10 protein-coding genes are annotated in these 14,384 nt (G+C 57.1%); 5 read left to right on the plus strand and 5 right to left on the minus strand.

Features of this window, described 5'->3' with window-relative positions; genetic code table 11:
- The first annotated feature begins 383 nt into the window (after nucleotides 1-383).
- The gene (gcvP, locus tag FAES_RS27305; RefSeq protein WP_015334445.1) at nucleotides 384-3,311 is read left to right on the plus strand and encodes an aminomethyl-transferring glycine dehydrogenase; all 2,928 of its coding nucleotides are present in this window, start codon (nucleotides 384-386) and stop codon (nucleotides 3,309-3,311) included.
- 138 nt (nucleotides 3,312-3,449) lie between these two features.
- Here gcvP and FAES_RS27310 read toward each other — a convergent pair whose 3' ends face one another.
- Nucleotides 3,450-4,376: an EamA family transporter gene (locus FAES_RS27310; protein ID WP_015334446.1), complete on the minus strand. Its 927-nt coding sequence runs from the start codon at nucleotides 4,374-4,376 to the stop codon at nucleotides 3,450-3,452.
- A gap of 102 nt (nucleotides 4,377-4,478) precedes the next feature.
- Between FAES_RS27310 and FAES_RS27315 the strand changes: the two genes are divergently transcribed.
- Nucleotides 4,479-5,117: a CGNR zinc finger domain-containing protein gene (locus tag FAES_RS27315; RefSeq protein ID WP_015334447.1), complete on the plus strand. Its 639-nt coding sequence runs from the start codon at nucleotides 4,479-4,481 to the stop codon at nucleotides 5,115-5,117.
- Between the two features lie 63 nt (nucleotides 5,118-5,180).
- Here the strand turns inward: FAES_RS27315 and FAES_RS27320 are convergent, their stop codons facing one another.
- The gene (locus tag FAES_RS27320; protein ID WP_015334448.1) at nucleotides 5,181-6,035 is read right to left on the minus strand and encodes an SMP-30/gluconolactonase/LRE family protein; all 855 of its coding nucleotides are present in this window, start codon (nucleotides 6,033-6,035) and stop codon (nucleotides 5,181-5,183) included.
- A 109-nt stretch (nucleotides 6,036-6,144) separates the two neighbouring features.
- Between FAES_RS27320 and FAES_RS27325 the strand changes: the two genes are divergently transcribed.
- Together FAES_RS27325 and FAES_RS27330 are read left to right on the plus strand one after the other, a co-directional pair.
- Nucleotides 6,145-6,663 (plus strand): GNAT family N-acetyltransferase, encoded by a 519-nt coding sequence (locus tag FAES_RS27325; protein WP_015334449.1) that lies wholly within the window; start codon nucleotides 6,145-6,147, stop codon nucleotides 6,661-6,663.
- 104 nt (nucleotides 6,664-6,767) lie between these two features.
- Nucleotides 6,768-7,646 (plus strand): bestrophin family protein, encoded by an 879-nt coding sequence (locus tag FAES_RS27330; RefSeq protein ID WP_015334450.1) that lies wholly within the window; start codon nucleotides 6,768-6,770, stop codon nucleotides 7,644-7,646.
- A 3-nt stretch (nucleotides 7,647-7,649) separates the two neighbouring features.
- Here the strand turns inward: FAES_RS27330 and FAES_RS27335 are convergent, their stop codons facing one another.
- A complete protein-coding gene (locus tag FAES_RS27335) occupies nucleotides 7,650-8,855 on the minus strand; it encodes an MFS transporter (protein WP_015334451.1) in 1,206 nt (401 codons plus the stop codon).
- A gap of 152 nt (nucleotides 8,856-9,007) precedes the next feature.
- On the opposite strand from FAES_RS27335, the gene FAES_RS27340 reads away from it, so the two are divergent.
- Nucleotides 9,008-10,360 (plus strand): flavin monoamine oxidase family protein, encoded by a 1,353-nt coding sequence (locus FAES_RS27340; protein ID WP_015334452.1) that lies wholly within the window; start codon nucleotides 9,008-9,010, stop codon nucleotides 10,358-10,360.
- 86 nt (nucleotides 10,361-10,446) lie between these two features.
- Here FAES_RS27340 and FAES_RS27345 read toward each other — a convergent pair whose 3' ends face one another.
- Nucleotides 10,447-11,667 (minus strand): alpha/beta hydrolase family protein, encoded by a 1,221-nt coding sequence (locus FAES_RS27345; protein WP_041259565.1) that lies wholly within the window; start codon nucleotides 11,665-11,667, stop codon nucleotides 10,447-10,449.
- Nucleotides 11,668-11,964: 297 nt separating this feature from the next.
- Nucleotides 11,965-14,361 (minus strand): M1 family metallopeptidase, encoded by a 2,397-nt coding sequence (locus FAES_RS27350; RefSeq protein WP_015334455.1) that lies wholly within the window; start codon nucleotides 14,359-14,361, stop codon nucleotides 11,965-11,967.
- Nucleotides 14,362-14,384 lie beyond the last annotated feature (23 nt).

Below are 14,384 nucleotides of genomic sequence, written 5' to 3' on the forward strand. Positions count from 1 at the left end.
TAGAGGTTGCTCCTGTTGCCTTAATAGTGGATGTAAGCTTATTTTTTCTCGGTGCATCGACCCACCGCAGTAGTTACCTGCGTAGTGGCTGGTCTGGGCACCTTCTTTATGTCATTTGTTGTTGGGATGAACCACCCGTTTACGGGTTATTTACCCATCTACGTAAAAGGTCATATGTTCGGATTGCCGCCTAACCAAAAAATGCGTATCAATTAATACCCAATTGTGGCCCTACCCCTTCGGGTGAATCATAGCCCTTCGCCTGTTTTGACGTACCTTTGTTTTTCTGATTCATTGGCTGGTGGCCGTCGACCGGTAGATATTGGATTTGTCTACTACTCATAGCCTACCACCCAGCATCCAGTATCCAAGATCTCTTTCAGATGAAAGTAACGCTTCAGCAAACCGACCGTTTTGAAGACCGCCACAACGGTCAGTTTGACCAGGATTTTGACCAGATGCTCCACGCCGTGGGTGTCAGCAGCATCGATGAACTCATTGACCAGACCGTACCGGCCAACATCCGGTTACCCCGCCCACTCGACCTACCCGCGCCCAAAGGCGAGCAGGCGTTCCTGAGCGATTTTCGGAAACTGGCCCAACAGAACAAACTCTTTACGTCGTACATCGGGCAGGGGTATTACGACACCATAACACCGAACGTCATCCTGCGCAATATTCTGGAAAACCCAGCTTGGTATACGGCCTACACGCCTTATCAGGCCGAGATTGCCCAGGGCCGCCTCGAAGCCCTGCTCAATTTCCAGACGGTCGTGAGTGACCTCACGGGCATGCCCATTGCCAACGCCTCGCTGCTCGACGAAGCTACTGCCGCCGCCGAAGCCATGACGATGCTACACGGTGTTCGGCCCGCACAACGCAAAAACGCCGAAACGTTCTTCGTATCGGATCGTTGCCACCCGCAAACGATCGACGTGGTACGGACCCGCGCCACCCCGCTCAATATCCGGGTCGTGGTAGGCGATCACCGCCTGGTCGATCTTGTATCGGGCGATGTGTTCGGGCTGCTATTGCAATATCCTGCCACCGACGGGAGCGTCTTTGATTACACCGATCTGATCGCAGCGGCGCAGGAGCAGGGCATTCACGTGGCCGTAGCGGCCGACCTGCTGGCCCTGACCATGCTGACCCCACCGGGCGAAATGGGTGCCGACGTGGTGGTTGGTTCAGCGCAGCGCTTTGGCGTACCGATGGGCTTTGGCGGCCCACACGCCGCTTATTTTGCGACGAAAGACGCCTTCAAGCGGCAAATTCCGGGCCGCATCATCGGCGTTTCGGTGGATGCTCAGGGGAAACCCGCCCTGCGGATGGCCCTGCAAACGCGGGAGCAGCACATTCGCCGCGAGAAAGCAACCTCCAATATTTGTACCGCACAGGTGCTGTTGGCCGTAATGGCCGGTAGCTACGCCGTTTACCACGGTCCGCAACGCCTCCGCGCCATTGCCGAACGTACCCACGGCCTCACCCGATTGTTTGCCAAAGCGGCCCGCCGCGCTGGGTACGTTGTCGAAACCGAACAGTATTTTGATACGATCACGCTGCGCATCGACGATATCGACTCGCTCAAAAAATCGGCGCGGGCGGCGCAGGTCAACCTTTGCTACACGACCGACGACGAGCGCGTGAGCCTCTCGTTTGACGAAGCCAAATCGATCGACGACGTGCAGAAGTTGTTCGACGTATTTGGCATTCAGATCGGGGCCGACGAACTCGCCAGCCTGATCGATGGGCTCGACGTTACCTGGCCTGAGCGGCTGGTGCGGCAGTCCGATTACCTGACGCACCCGGTCTTCAACACACACCATACCGAGCACGAAATGCTGCGGTACCTGCGGTCGCTAGAAGAAAAAGACCTGTCGCTGGTGCACTCGATGATTTCACTGGGCAGCTGCACCATGAAACTCAACGCCACCGCCGAGATGATCCCCGTGACGTGGCCTGAGTTTGGCAAGCTGCACCCCTTCTCGCCGAAAGACCAGACGGCGGGTTACCAACAGTTGTTTAGCGAGTTGAATGCCTGGTTGTGCGAAATCACGGGCTTCAAAGCGATGTCGCTGCAACCCAACTCGGGAGCGCAGGGCGAATATGCCGGGCTGATGGTGATCCGGGCGTACCACGAAAGCCGGGGCGATACCCACCGGAATGTGGCGCTGATTCCGCAATCGGCGCACGGTACCAACCCCGCCAGCGCGGTGATGGCCGGGATGAAGGTCGTGATCGTGAAGTGCGACGAGCGCGGCAACATCGACGTACCTGACCTGAAAGCCAAAGCCGAGCAATACGCCGAGACACTGTCGTGCCTGATGGTGACGTACCCAAGCACCCACGGCGTTTTCGAAGAAAGCATCACCGACATCTGCGCCACCATTCACCAGTTCGGCGGCCAGGTGTATATGGACGGGGCCAACATGAACGCGCAGGTCGGCCTTACGTCGCCAGCCGCCATCGGGGCCGACGTGTGTCACCTCAACCTGCATAAGACCTTCTGCATTCCGCACGGCGGCGGCGGCCCGGGCATGGGGCCCATCGGCGTAGCCGAGCAATTGGTGCCGTTCCTGCCGGGTCACGTATCGGAAGGGCGCAGCAAACGCGCAGCCGGTGCCGTATCCGCCGCGCCACACGGCTCGGCCAGCATCCTGACGATCTCGTATGCCTACATTGCGATGATGGGCGGCGAAGGCCTCACCAACGCCACCAAGCGCGCGATCCTGAACGCCAACTACATCAAATCGCGGCTCGATGGGCATTACGAAACGCTCTACACCGGCACCAATGGCCGGGCGGCGCACGAGATGATTATCGATTGCCGGCCACTGAAGCAGGTGTCGGGTGTGGAGGTGGAAGACATCGCCAAGCGCCTGATGGACTACGGCTTCCACGCCCCGACGGTCTCGTTCCCGGTAGCGGGAACGATGATGATCGAACCGACTGAGTCGGAATCGAAAGCAGAACTCGACCGCTTCTGCGACGCCATGATCGCCATTCGGGATGAAATTCGGGAGATCGAAAAAGGGCAGGCCGACCGCACCAACAACGTGCTGAAACACGCACCGCATACCGCCGCGGTTGCCCTTGCCGATGATTGGAACCGGCCCTACAACCGCCAGAAAGCGGTTTATCCACTGCCTTACCTGCAACACCGCAAGTTCTGGCCGTCGGTGAGCCGCATCGATTCGGCTTATGGTGATCGCAATCTGGTTTGTGCCTGCGTACCGACCGAGGCCTACGCCGACGAGGCCGTTACCGCCGAAGACCACCTGGTTGCCACCGACGCAATGTCGCCAGCGTAAGCAATCGTTTTTGTAGCGACACTTTACTTAAAAGGCGTTCTCACTTCAGTGGGGACGCCTTATTTGTTTATCGGTTTGCCCGGCGTGCCCGTCAAGGTGACCCAAGCTGGTTGGACCAGCAACCGCTTTAGTCCGACATTAGGCCTCACTGCGCACTTTGCCCAGTTGGGCCAGCACCACCCCGACCAGCACGACAGCCAACGCGATACCCTGCCCGGCGGTAACCCCTTCACCGGCCACCAGCCAACCAACCAGTACCGCCACCAACGGATTAACGAAAGTGTGGGTGCTGACTAGCGCCGGTGGCTGAACGGTAATCAACCACGCGAAAGCCAGGTAGGCAATCAACGAACCGAACACGATCAGAAAAGCGAGTCCACCCCAGGCGGGCAGTGGTACGGATTGCATCGAAAAGGTGCTCCACTCGCCATTGGCCAGAGCAATCAGGGCGGCAAACAGGCTCGCTGCCAGCAGTTGAATGGTCGTGTGCCACAGGTTGTAGCTATCGGGCTGAATGCGCCGGGCCGCAAACAAGGTACCGACTACCCACAACAACGCTCCCGCCAGTACGATCGCCGTGCCGATCAGCTGATACGTCGCATTCTGTTGCGTGGCTTGACTCTCCGGGCCAAATTGGGCGAACAGGAGAACTCCCGCAAAACCGATCAGCAGCCCGGCAACAATCTTTTTGTTGCTGAAATAGTGTCGCCAGCGAGGCCTGTCGAGCAAGACGAACCAGAGCGGCTCGGTTGCCACGATCACCGCTGTGGCGCCAGAGGCTATGTACTGTTCGGCAACGACAACCAGCCCCGAGCCACCCACCAGCATCAAAATACCGCTAATGGCCAAATCCCGAATTGTGGTGCCCGACGGCATCACCTGACCTTTGCCAAGCGCTAGCGCGCCCAATAGCAAGCCTGCCAGCAAATAACGCAGGGCCGATATGATGAAGGGTGGTATCCCCTGAAGCGCGTAGAGATTGGCCAGGTACGTTGTTCCCCACACAAAATAGATGGCGCCGAAAGCGAGTAACAGTCTGACACGAGAAGTGGCTTCGAGCTGCATATTCTAACCGTTAAAAACTCGTTTAGTGGTATAAATCTACCCAAAGAACCACTAACCAGCTAACGTTGTTTTAAGGGTTAGTCAACTAATTCTGTACAGCCGATGGCCAAGATTACTACGATTGCCCAGATGGATCTGACGAGTGGGGTGGCGTGTCTGGATTTTGTCAACACGGGTTTAAACTTCGAACGCCCCGTAGAGCGCCTTCACACCTATGCCGATTTGCTGGTTCTGATTGAGCGGCTATCGTTGCTGGACGCCAACACGCTGGCTTCGCTCAGGCAACGGGCGGAAGCCGATCCGGCACAGGCGGCGGAGGTATTGCAGCAGGCCCGTCGGGTGCGTGAGGCGTTAACCAGTGTGGTGGCCGCCCTCGTCGAAGGGCAGGTCGGGCAGGTGGCTTCGCAGACGCTGACTTTCTTTAACAAGGCTATTCAGGACGCGCTAACGGCGCGGGGGTTCATACCCAACGACGGGCAACTGACCCTCGGCTGGATCCAACCAGTTCCAGACCTCAAGCTGGCTATCTGGTTATTTAGCCTGTCGGCCTATGACTTGCTGACCACGCAGGACCAGACCCTCATCAAACAGTGCGGGGCCTGCGCCTGGTTTTTTCTGGATCAAACCAAAAATCACCGCCGGAAGTGGTGCGACATGCAAACTTGTGGCACCAACCAGAAAGCCCGGCGTTACTATCAGCGCAAAAAGCAGCTTCCCTCCGGGCAAATCGAAGCGATCTAGCAAGCCATTTTTGGGAGCATATCGTTTTTCAACGATCAACTGCCCGCTATATCCTTCGTGGCTTTAGAGTTTGATCTGCCACACACTGCCCGTTTGCGGAAATTGAGCGAGTTGTTCGTCAGATAGCCCCTGGCGGGCACTGGTGACGAAAATGGTGTGGTAATCGGGGCCGATGGCCGGTTTGGTGATGTTCCAGGCCGGAATCTCGATAGTGCGCAGCAAGGAGCCGTCCGGTGCGAACTGATGCACCTCGCGGGAGCCATAACCACCCACCCATAGATTACCCGCTCGGTCGACCGTGACGCCATCGGGCGATCCTTCATACTGCCAATCGATTAGCAGCGTTAGCGGACCCAGTTGCCCATCAAGGCTGAGTGGGGCCTGATACACGCCTTTCGTGCGTTCGGGGTGACCGTTGGTTTCGTTGACGTAAAGCGTTTGTTCATCGGGGCTCAGCGCGGGGCCGTTGCCAATCACGAAGCCGTCGACCAGCAAATCGGCGTGGCGCTGCGAGAAATCGGCGTAGCGGTGCAGTTCGCCAATGGGTTCTTCCACATCCATATCCATCGTGGTCGCATACAATACCCCGTTGCGATCAACCCAGCCATCATTGAACCGGATCTGGTGGTTGGGAGCAGGTGTCAGGTACGTCAGCCGGTCGACCGAGATACCGCCGTCGGCCTGAAGCGTAACCCGGTGCAAGCCCGATTGTAAGCCCGCCCACAGCGTGCCGTCGGGATGGGGTAACACAAAGCCCACCAGTTCGTCGACTACCCACGAGCGAACGTGGTGCCCCGTCGGGTCGGCGCGGTAGATGGTACAGTTGGTGATATCCACCCACCACAGACACTGCCTGACATGGTCCCAAACAGGCCCTTCGCCCAATTCACACGCTGCTTCAACAAATACAGAAACCATACTTCCGTTTGAGGTTTAACGTTTGATGTTGGTCGTTACCTACCAGAATTACGCGCTGGCAATAACGTCAAACATCAAACCTTGAACAGCAAACGACTAATTTCGTCCCATGCACCAACACACAATTTTATCCGCAGGTCCCGACGACGTAACTGCGCTCAACCAGCTTGTGAACAGCGCGTATCGGGGCGACTCGTCACGGCAGGGCTGGACAACCGAAGCCGATTTGCTCGGCGGCGTCCGCACCGACGAACAGGCGCTGCACGCCATGATTGAAAACCCCAATGCCACGATTCTGCTCTACAAAATTGAGGATCAACTGGTTGGCAGCGTTTATCTGGAAAAGAAAGGCGACAGTCTCTACCTGGGTATGCTGACGGTCTCGCCTGAGCTGCAGGCGGGAGGCATTGGGCGGGCGCTGCTGGCGCGGGCCGACCTATATGCCCGCGAGCAGGGGTGCCGCACCATTACAATGACGGTCCTTTCGCAGCGACATGAACTTATTGCCTGGTACGAACGGCGGGGCTACCACCAAACCGGCGACACACGCCCATTCCCGTCCGATGATCCGCGCTTTGGCCTGCCCAAAGTTCCGTTGTCGTTTATTGTTTTAGAAAAAGACATATAACTGTTTACTGTGGTCTGTTCGCCGTCGTCTATTGGCTGACGCCTGAGTAGACTTGCGCCAGCCAATAGACGACGGCGAACAGACCACAGCAAACCGTTTTTCCAATGACTGACTACGATCCCAAAGACTGGTTTCGCTACCTCATTTCGTTCGACAAAGGCGACACCGCCCGCAAACTGGCCCCGGCCTTGCTGGGGATGGCAGCTTATTGCTCAGCCATCGCCTGGTTTGTGATCGAGTACGTACACCCCGGCCCCGACTCAGACCTGAAGAACATCGCCATCATGCACTCGCTGCTGGGGTTCGTGATTTCGACGCTGCTGGTATTCCGGACCAACACGGCCTACGACCGCTGGTGGGAAGGACGCAAAGCCTGGGGAAGCCTGACCAACAATTCGCGCAACCTGGCCCTGAAAATGGCCCACATCATTGCCCCCGACGATCAGGCAAGTCGGGAATTCTTCCGGTCGATGATTCCCAATTATGCCTTCGCGCTGAAAAACCACCTGCGGGGTCATTACGAGGCGAGCGACTTCCTCTTATGTCCCGGCTTCGACCCGGCCACCATCAACCCCGACAACCACGTACCCAACCAGGTGGCCATGCGCCTGTTCAGCAAAATGGACGAGCTGTATCAGTCAGGTACGTTCCGGCCTGAGCATTTGCTAGTGCTAAACGAGGAGTTCAGTTCGTTTACCGACATCTGCGGGATCTGCGAGCGGATTCACAGCACGCCTATCCCCTATTCGTATTCGTCGTTTCTAAAAAAATTCGTGGCGGTGTATTGCCTTACCCTGCCCCTGGGTTACGTGCTGTCGCTACACTATTGGGTCATTCCGGTCGTGATGATTGTCTTCTACGTACTAACCAGTCTGGAGCTGATCGCCGAGGAAATTGAAGATCCGTTTGGCACCGACGCCAATGACCTGCCCACCGAGAAAATGGCCGAGAACATCCGGAAGGCTGTCGCCGCGTTGCTCTAGCCGTCAGTCGCGGGGTAATCGCCAGCACAGTATGGCCAAGGCAGCCAAGCTGGCGGCAAACCAATAAAATGGCAAACTGAGCTGGATAGTCGACAGGCCACCATACACAAGGGTCGTCAGTAGGCTGGCAATGCCGGTCAAGGCCTGATTGAGGCCAAACAACTCGCCCCGATCATCGTCGGTGGTGAGTTTGGCCAGAAATCCGTTGAGCAACCCGGTAATGAGCGCGACCGACAGGCTATCGACGGCTACGGCCCCGTATAGCAACGGTAGCGAGTCGCCCACGTTGGCGTACAGGATGTGCAACCCAACACCCAGCACCGTAGCCCCCAACAGCACCAGCCGCTTGTTGAGCCGATCGACCAGATATTTGAAATAGAGCAGGTTGGTTAGGGCACTCAATCCACCCAGATAGACAAAGAAAAACGAGATATGCTGGGCATCGAGCTTAAGCGGCCCCAGCGCCAGGTACGTGATAAAATAAGTCTGGTAGCCCAGGTGCAGCGTAGCCAGCAAAATAAGCAGGGTCACAAACCGGAAACCGGGGTGTTCGTGGTCCTTGTCGGCCAGGCGTTGCCAGAGTTTAACCACGTTCAGGTTGGCCCCGACCTCCTGCCACAATGCCCGCCAGTCGAGTTTGCCGCGGCGTTCGGTAGTTTCGCTCATCAGTAACGTGACGCCGACGTTAACAACGCTCAATCCCAGCAGCACCCAAACTACCAGTTTGGCCTGCTCATCCTTATCCGTCGTGAAAAAGAGCGCCAGCCCCGCCACCATCGGCCCAAACACGTGCCCTAGCGACGTCAACGTGCTGATATAGCCGGTGTTTTTGTTCAGGTCTTCATCGGGCGACAGGTCCGTCACCGACGACCGCATTAGCGCGTACATGCCGTTGGTGAGTCCATCGGCTAGTCGGTTGGCGAAAAAGAAGCCGGCTTTAATCGGAATGAGTAGCAGGTTGGCCGCCAACGTACCCACCGCCGACACCAGCACCAGTGGTTTGCGACCGAGCGAATCGGAGAGTTTGCCCAGCAACGGGGCCGAAATGAGTTGCACACCCAGAAAAAGCGCCGTTCCGACCGAGAGCCACCACTCCGGATTGGACAGTCCCTTAACGAACGCCGGCCTGACGGGACCTGTTGCCGAGCCAACCACCACATCGAGTAAAACAATCAGAAAAATGACGGTCAGCCGCCGGTCTTTAAACATGTAGGTACAACAACGACGCGGCGATTTATGCCTTAAAAATCAGCCAGTGGCAATGGGCAACGCCTGGGCTCTCAAGATATTGACGAAGCTCATGTACACATTCATACTTTATTGATACTATTGCCTTCTCCTAAACCGAACGTTACTCTCCGATGGAATCCACCGTCCAGGCCGATGTTATCATCGTCGGCGCCGGGTATGCGGGCCTCACGGCCGCCCTGTCGCTACACCGTGCCGGTAAATCGGTGCTGGTACTTGAAGCCCGCGAGCGGGTGGGCGGTCGTGTCTGGACCCAACGCTTCGACGATGGCTCGTATGTAGACCTTGGTGGGGCGTGGGTGGGCCCAACCCAAGACAGGCTTTACGCGCTGGCCCGTGAATTTGGCGTCGATACGTACCCAACCTACGATACCGGCAAGAGCACGCAGTATTTTCGGGGACGTATCAAGCGCTACAAAGGCCTGATTCCGCCGCTGTCCATCCTGTCGTTGCTGAGCCTCGATAAAGCCATCAAGCGGGTCAACAAGCTGGCGCGCTCCATCGACCTCGACGCACCCTGGCAAAGCCACGACGCCTACCTCTACGATTCGATGACGCTGGGTACCTGGATGGAGCAAACGATTGGCTTCGATACGGCCCGGTCGTTTTTTAAAGTAGCCGCCGAAGCCATCTGGGCCGCCGATCCCGGCGACATTTCGATGCTCCATGCGTTGTTTTACACCAAATCGGGTAATGGCCTCGAAAGCCTCATGAACGTGAAAAACGGCGCGCAGGAAGAACGATTCGTAGGCGGGGCCCAGACTATCGCTGACCAGATGGCCAACGAACTGGGCCATCGCGTTCGGTTCAACAGCCCCGTGCGGTACGTCAGCCAGAACGAACAGTTCGTGACCATCGCCGGGCTCGAGTTCAGTTACCGCGCCCGCCATGCCATCATCGCGATTCCGCCTGCGCTACAGGCCACGATTCACTTCGACCCCGCCCTGCCCGACGATCGGCTTCAGCTGATTCAGAATCTGCCGATGGGGGCTGTCTGGAAATGCTACGCGATCTACGACCGGCCCTTCTGGCGCGAGCAGGGCCTCAACGGACTCGCCGCCACGCCCGACGGGTACGTGACTGTTACCTTCGACAATTCACCGAAGGACGGAAGCCGGGGTATTCTGATGGGATTTGTGCTGGGCAATCAGGCGCGTGCTTTTTCGGAGTTGACCGACACAGAGCGCCAAACTGCCGCCCTCGACGCGTTCGCGACGTTCTTTGGCGAAGCAGCCCACACGCCCCAACGCTACCTGGATCACAGTTTTTTGAACGAACCGTATAGCCAGGGATGCTATGCGGCGTTGTTTGGCCCCGGTATCTGGACCCAATACGGCAGCGCCCTACGCGCCCCGGTTGGTCGCCTGCACTGGGCTGGCACCGAAACCGCCACCGTCTGGAATGGCTACATCGAAGGAGCCATCCGCTCCGGCGAACGAGCAGCAGAGGAGGTTAGGAATGAATAATGGATAATGTAGAATGAATAATGGGCTGACGCATACTACCTCTTGCGTCAGCCCATTATTCATTCTACATTATCCATTATTCATTCTTAATTCCCCCGGCGTTGCGTGAAGAACCCATACGTACCCAGAATGAAGTCCTGAATGGCGGTGCCATGGTCTTTGCCTTCTGCCGGTGTCAGGCTGATGTCGGTGACACCGCGGGCTTTCATTGCCGCCAACGCATCGGTTGAGTTCCGGTAGAACACCTGCTGATCGGCCGTGCCGTGTACAAGCAACAGCGGCGTTTTGGGCTTCCAGTCGTACACGTTGTTGTCGCGAACGGCTTTCAGCAAATCGGCGTCGGAGCCGCTGACGATGCTCGCCTTGAAAGCGTCCGAAAAGGCGTTGTTGATGCTCGTGTTGATCGATGAGCGATTGCCGTTGGCCTGCACATCGGTAGCATACGGCTCTTTAAAATAGGCACTCATGGGCCGGTTCAGGCCATAAACGCGGTTGTAGGTTTGTAATACCCAAACATACAGGTTGTTGTAACTGGCGTTGCCATGCGTGGTCTTCGTTGCCAGATCCTGCATGAAGCCCTCCACGTTATAAGGACCTGCGCCGCACGAGGCCGCCGTAATACGGAACTCATCCGGGAACTGCTCTTCCATCATCTTCAGCATCGACATTGTCGAGTGGCCACCCTGCGAGTACCCCGCCAGAAAGACCTGCTTGTCCCAGGAGATGTTGTTCTGCGTGACAAAGTCCCGGGCCGCGCGCAGCATGTCGAGGCTGGCCTGTGCCTCGGTTTGCCGGTGCAGATACGGGTGCGGTACATTTTTCGATTCGCCGTACCCGATGTAGTCGGGACAGGCTACGATGTAGCGGTTCGAGGCAAACAACGTACCTGCATTCACGTCGGCACTGGTGGTGAAGTAGGACGGGGCCTGAGCGTCATCGAAGATGGTACCATGTTGCAGGCTGATCATCGGGAAGCTCTCGTTGCCGATGGCCGTGGGTACAATCAGAGCGCCCGAAGCCAGCACCTCGGTCCCATCCGTATTTTTCGTCTTATAGGTAATGCGGTACGCTTTGACGTCGCGTTGGAGAATCAACGAGAGGATCGTCGAATTACTGCCCAGGTTAATGCCTAACGCCGCCACCCGGTCAGCCAATTGGTTACGGGTAAGTGTAGCAATCTGCGTACTGCTTGCCAGTGTGGTTGTGGTTGGCTGCCCAGGGCCATCGCCACCATGCTTGCAACTGGTAAACGATAATACCAGTACGGTCACAAGCGACCACAAGGCCAGTAAACGGCTAGTTTTCATAAACGTGATCATATACTAATGAATGCAACGAAAAGATACGCGATTTAGTACAATAAAACAGGATTACCGTGTAAACTAAGTTGCATGACTGAAAATAGAACAAACTTATTCTGCCTCAGTGCAAGTCCGACCTTTACCTACCAGGTTGGTCACTGCGGACTGAGTAGTGGAGGCAAACACTAAAACCGACCGATTCGCCTGTTTTTACAAAGGCGTTCGCACGAAGCAACAAGCCCGATCAGGTACGTACCTGACCGGGCTTGTTCATTTACCTAACCTATGAGTATCGAAAAGCGGCTAGTTTCGACCACTGCCCTGTTGCGCGGGCGGGCGGGTGCCCTGCCGTTGTTGCTGCATGGGGTTCTGCCCCTGCGGGCCGAAGCGTTGCTGCTGCTTGAAAAGCTGGAACCGCGTGGGCTTCGATGTGCGCGGGAAGGAATTATTCTCCGTATCGATGTCGGCAATTTCCTGGAAGGGGTCCAGCGTCCACTGCGTCACCTTCTTGTTGGTGGCAATCACCTTCTTGATCGACACATCATTGAAGCGCCAGATCTCGGCCGGGAAACGCGCCACCGAGTCGGTACCGTCCTCAAACTCCATCCGAATGATCACCGGCATGGGGATGCCCCCCTTGTTCTTCAGCGACAGCGTGTAGAAGTTCTGCTTGCCCTCCAGCACCGACCGCTCCTCAGCCGTTAGCGTGGCCAGGTAGTCCTGATACTTCTTGCGGTCGGCGTCGGTGACGGCGTAGGGGTCGTAGCTGTTGTAGAAGTCGCGCATGGTGGAGTCCTGGGCCACCACGCTCTCGTCTTTCTTCAGAGCGTCGCGCTGTTTGCTGATGGTGTTCATCCGGCGCTGGGCCTCGGCGCGGGCTTCGGCCTTCACCACCTCGGGGTTCTGGCTGTTGGCCTGGTACCAATCCACTTCGACCAAATCCTGATCGACGGGCTCTACGCCGTAGAACCAGCCTTTCCAGAACCAGTCGAGGTCCACGCCTGAGGCGTCTTCCAGGGTGCGGAAGAAGTCGGCGGGTTCGGGCGACTTGAAGGCCCAGCGGCGGGCGTACTCCTTGAAGGCGTAGTCGAAGAGCTCGCGGCCCATCACCGTCTCACGCAGGATGTTGAGCGCCGTGGCCGGTTTGGCGTAGGCGTTGGCACCGAGGTTGATGACATTGTCAGATGAGGTCATGATGGGCGACAGCACCGCTTTGTCTGACTTCATGTAGTCGACAATAAATTGTGGTTCACCGCGGCGGCTGGGGAAGTTGTAATCCCATTCTTTCTCGGCCAGGTACTGGCAAAAGGTGTTCAGGCCTTCATCCATCCAGGTCCACTGCCGCTCGTCGGAGTTGACGATCATCGGGAAGAAGTTGTGGCCAACCTCGTGGATAATCACACCGATCATACCGGCTTTCACGCCTTCCGAATACGTACCGTCAGCCTCGGGACGGCCACCGTTGAACGAGATCATGGGATACTCCATCCCACCACCGGCCGTCGCGTGGCACGAAATCGCCACTGGATACGGGTATTTGATGGTCCGGTTGCCATATGACTTCAGCGTGTGCTCAACCACGCGGGTCGAATACTGGCCCCATAGCGGGTTACCCTCTTTCGAGTAGAACGACATGCTCCAGATTTTCTTCCCGTCGCCATAGACATCGGTCTGCATGGCATCCCAGATGAATTTACGGCTGCTGGCAAAAGCGAAATCCCGCACGTTGTCGGCTTTGTAAACCCATGTCTTGGTGGCTTTCACGTCGGCGGGCTGCGCTTTTTCAGCCGCCTCGGCTTCGGCCTGCGTGACGATAACCACCGGCGTTTTGCTGGTAGCAGCCTGCGCCATGCGCTTCTGCTGCGTGGCGCTCAGTACCTGCTTGTAGTTCTGACATTCGCCCGTCGAGCCAACGATGTGGTCGCTCGGCACCGTGATGGCCACCTTGTAGTTGCCGAAGATGAGGGTAAACTCCCCCTGCCCCAGAAACTGCTTGTTCTGCCAGCCGTTCACGTCGTTGTAGGCACACAGACGCGGAAACCAGTGGGCAATGAAGTAGTTGCTGTTACCATCCTTGAACTTCTCGTAGCCACTACGGCCGTAGTATTCGGTCACGAAGTAGTTCCAGTCGACGTTGAAGGCGTATGACGTACCTGGCTTCAAGGGCGTAGGCAGGTCGATCCGCATCATCGTTTCGTTGATGGTGTATTTCAGCGGCTGGTTGCTTTTGCCATCAGTAACGCGGGTGATCTTATAGCCAAACTTGTCGCTCGCCTGCTGCTGACTGCGCTCACGTACCGAAGTCATGTTCTGCAACTGCGCGAAGCTCATGCCGCTCTCGTTGACGCCCCCCGTCCGGGTGACGCTCCCCGTTGACCCTTTGGCAAACAGGTTCTGGTCAAGTTGCAGCCAGATGTACCGCAGTTCGTCGGTTGAGTTGTTGTGGTACGTAACCGTTTCGGTGCCGATGATCTTTTGCTCAGCGTCGTTGAGGGTGACTTTGATGTCGTAATCGGCCCGGTTCTGGAAGTAATCTTTGCCCGGTGCCCCGGCCGCCGTGCGGAAGGTGTTGGGCGTGGGCAGCATCGGCCCGAGCTGCTCAAACTTATTGTTGGCGTTCTGGGTCGGGGCGGTAGGCGCCTGCGCCCGTGCGGTAAACGCCCCCAGGGCCAGGCTCGCCATTATCAGCGTTTTTCTCATGGTTTATTGATTAAGTAGGTACT

The sequence above is a fragment of the Fibrella aestuarina BUZ 2 genome (genome assembly GCF_000331105.1).
Lineage (GTDB): Bacteria > Bacteroidota > Bacteroidia > Cytophagales > Spirosomataceae > Fibrella > Fibrella aestuarina.

Coding starts and splice junctions, on each gene's coding strand:
- FAES_RS27335 (WP_015334451.1), bottom strand. CDS start 8,855: ATGTTTAAAGACCGGCGGCTGACCGTCATTTTTCTGATTGTTTTACTC.
- FAES_RS27330 (WP_015334450.1), top strand. CDS start 6,768: ATGACTGACTACGATCCCAAAGACTGGTTTCGCTACCTCATTTCGTTC.
- FAES_RS27310 (WP_015334446.1), bottom strand. CDS start 4,376: ATGCAGCTCGAAGCCACTTCTCGTGTCAGACTGTTACTCGCTTTCGGC.
- FAES_RS27320 (WP_015334448.1), bottom strand. CDS start 6,035: ATGGTTTCTGTATTTGTTGAAGCAGCGTGTGAATTGGGCGAAGGGCCT.
- FAES_RS27325 (WP_015334449.1), top strand. CDS start 6,145: ATGCACCAACACACAATTTTATCCGCAGGTCCCGACGACGTAACTGCG.
- gcvP (WP_015334445.1), top strand. CDS start 384: ATGAAAGTAACGCTTCAGCAAACCGACCGTTTTGAAGACCGCCACAAC.
- FAES_RS27315 (WP_015334447.1), top strand. CDS start 4,479: ATGGCCAAGATTACTACGATTGCCCAGATGGATCTGACGAGTGGGGTG.
- FAES_RS27345 (WP_041259565.1), bottom strand. CDS start 11,667: ATGAAAACTAGCCGTTTACTGGCCTTGTGGTCGCTTGTGACCGTACTG.
- FAES_RS27350 (WP_015334455.1), bottom strand. CDS start 14,361: ATGAGAAAAACGCTGATAATGGCGAGCCTGGCCCTGGGGGCGTTTACC.
- FAES_RS27340 (WP_015334452.1), top strand. CDS start 9,008: ATGGAATCCACCGTCCAGGCCGATGTTATCATCGTCGGCGCCGGGTAT.